Genomic DNA, 2,791 nt, shown 5'->3' on the forward strand with positions numbered 1-2,791 from the left:
TAGCGGCGCATTGCACGAACTTCCGAAACCAGAGCCACCGCCGGAAATCTTCAACAGGGGGTGCCCGGAATACGTCTGGCGGCATAGCTTTGAACCGCATTTCCCCTCGACAGCCGCGGGATCTTCGCCGGTTCGGCGTCCAGACCATCGTCCTCCTTCAGGCAATATGGCGATAAGGCGTCTGACCGGTCTCATCGCGGCCACATTGGCAATGGCTCTCGGAGCCATCGGCTCGTCCGCGCAGGTTGAGCACCCGGGCGAGATCGAGGGCGTCGTGCGCGATGCCGACTCCGACGAGCCTCTCGCCGGCGCCCTGGTCTCCATCGCCGCATCGGGTCGGACGGCGGTCTCGCACGGCGACGGCACGTTCCATGTCCCCGTGCCGGGTCCGCGCGTCTACACGGTGCGGGTCGAACGCCTGGGGTACCGCACGGTGTCGCTGGAAGTCGATACGTCGCGGGAGGAGGTCGTGGTGGTGGAGATGGAAGCCCATCCCATCTCTCTGCCGGATCTCGTGGTCACGGGGTCCGTCGTGGCCCGCGCGGCCAACGAAGTGCTGCGCCCGACCAGCGTATTCGCCGGGGAGGATCTGCAGCGTCGTCTGGCCGGAACCCTGGCGGAAACTCTGTCGTCCGAGCCTGGACTGGCGGTGAGCAGCATGGGGCCTAGTTCGGTGCACCCCGTGATCCGCGGCCTCAGCGGAGATCGCATCCTGATGCTCGAGGACGGGGAACGTGTCGGCGACGAGTTTGCGAGCGGCCCCGACCACGCCACGGCGATCGATCCATCGTCGGCGCGCCGCGTCGAGGTGATCCGCGGGCCGGGCGCGATTCTCTACGGCAGCAACGCGCTGGGCGGCGTCATCAACGTCGTCCGCGACGACGTGCCCTCCTCCGTGCCGCACCACCTTACGGGCGCGTTCACGCTGCAGGGACAGAGCGTCAGCAACGCGGCGAGCGGCAGCCTGAATCTCACGTATGGCCTGACGGACCACATTCCCGTGCGCCTGGAACTCGGGCTCCGCAGCAGCGGCGACCTGGAGACGCCGGTCGGGCCCCTGCAGAACACGAGCACGGACATCCGCGAGATTTCCGGCGGCACCTCCTGGGTGGACGATTGGGGCCACGCCGGTGCCACCTTCCGCTACTACGGCAACGACTACGGCATCCCCGGGGGGTTCGTCGGAGGTCACGAGGCGGGGGTTCGCGTCGAGATGGAGCGGACCGCGGCCCGGCTGCGCAGCGTGCTTCGGCCGCGGGGGATCGTCGAGAGCATCGAGGTCGACGCGGGACACACCTGGTACGAGCACAGGGAGATCGAGCCCCCCGACATCCTGGGAACGCTCTTCGAGCGCCAGACGGTGAGCGGCGAGGTCCTCGCCCGCCACGGCGGCTGGGGCCCTTTCTCCTCGGGAGGCGTGGGAACACGAGCTTCCTGGGAAGACTTCGGGTTCGGAGGCAGCCTCTTCACGCCGAACTCCACGCAGACCTCCCTCGCCGTATTCGCGCTGGAGGAGGTCGATCTGAATCCGATCCGCCTGGAAGCGGGCCTCCGCTACGACTGGGTACGCGTGCGGCCCGACCGGGAGGACCCCTCATCCGACATCGGGCACATCCGCGAGAGGTCGTTTGGTGCGGCATCCGGATCCCTGGGGGCCCTGGCACAGCTCACGCAGAGCTTCACGGTGGGCGCTTCCGTCGCCCGGGCCTTCCGCACCCCGAGCGTCAACGAACTCTTCTCGGAAGGTCCCCACCTGGCGGCCTACGCCTTCGAGGTGGGGAACCCGTCGCTCGAGATGGAGCGCGGCACGGGGATCGACGTGTTCGTCCGTCTTGCGGGAAACCGCTTGCACGCCGAGATGACGTGGTTCCACAACGCCATCGCGAACTACGTCTTTCCGCTCGAGACGGGAGAGCTGAGCCGCGTGCGGCTGCCGATCTTCCAGTTCCAGGGGGAAGACGCGGTGCTCACGGGATTCGAGAGTGCGCTCGAGTGGGCGCCGGTCGGAGACCTGACCGTGGAGGCCGTGGCTTCGTACGTCCGGGGCAGGATCGCAGCGACGGACGCACCGCTTCCGCTGATCCCGCCGCTGCAGGGGCGCTTCGCCGTCGGCTACGCGCCGCGCACCTGGTTCGTCGAAGCCGAAACGCGGGTTGCGGCGCGACAGGACCGAACCGGGCCCTTCGAGGATCCCACCGATGGGTATGCCGTATTCGATCTCTCCGCCGGACTGCGGATCACGGTCATGGGGCGGCTGAACGTGATCACCGTGCGGGGGGAGAACCTTGGCAATGCAGTGTACAGAAACCACCTGTCGCGCGTGAAGGAGATCATGCCCGAAGCCGGGAGATCCATCACCGTGGCCTATCGCGTTGTCTTCTAAAGCGGGCCATCCGCAGCCGTACGCGGAGAGGCTGGTGACGGGAGCGACCGGGACATCCAACACAACGAGGTGAAGAAAATGAGACACTTTCAACAGAAACTGCCGCTCGTCCTGGCGACCGCGGGACTGCTGGTCCTGGCCGCCTGCGGCGGCGACGACCCCATGGAGCCCATGGACGACTTTCACGCCGAGGAAGTCGAGGGCGTGACCCTGTCGCTGAGCGGCCAGACCGTCGCGTCCTATGACGGTCACGATGGAGCGTGGACCGGAGAACTCGAGGTCGAGCCGGGCGAGGAAACGGCCCACATCAACGTGCAGTTCACCGACCACGACGGGCACGCAGTGACGCTCGGCAGTGACTTCTACCTGCGGGTGGACGTCGCGAACGAGTCGATCGCCGAGTTCGAG

Annotated in this window: 2 protein-coding genes; both read left to right on the forward strand. The window is 67.3% G+C overall.

Annotated features, from left to right (window positions below):
- Positions 1 to 211: 211 nt before the first annotated feature.
- Complete coding sequence (locus OXN85_04285; GenBank protein ID MCY3599175.1) at positions 212 to 2,383, forward strand: TonB-dependent receptor; 2,172 nt, start codon at positions 212 to 214, stop codon at positions 2,381 to 2,383.
- 78 nt (positions 2,384 to 2,461) lie between these two features.
- Positions 2,462 to 2,791: hypothetical protein (locus OXN85_04290; GenBank protein MCY3599176.1), on the forward strand; the 330-nt coding region annotated here is incomplete at its 3' end.

The organism is Candidatus Palauibacter australiensis (assembly GCA_026705295.1).
In the GTDB taxonomy this organism is placed as follows: Bacteria; Gemmatimonadota; Gemmatimonadetes; order Palauibacterales; family Palauibacteraceae; genus Palauibacter; species Palauibacter australiensis.

What these genes read in the sequence shown, in the direction of transcription:
- OXN85_04285 (MCY3599175.1), top strand. Translation starts at nt 212, where the DNA reads ATGGCTCTCGGAGCCATCGGCTCGTCCGCGCAGGTTGAGCACCCGGGC.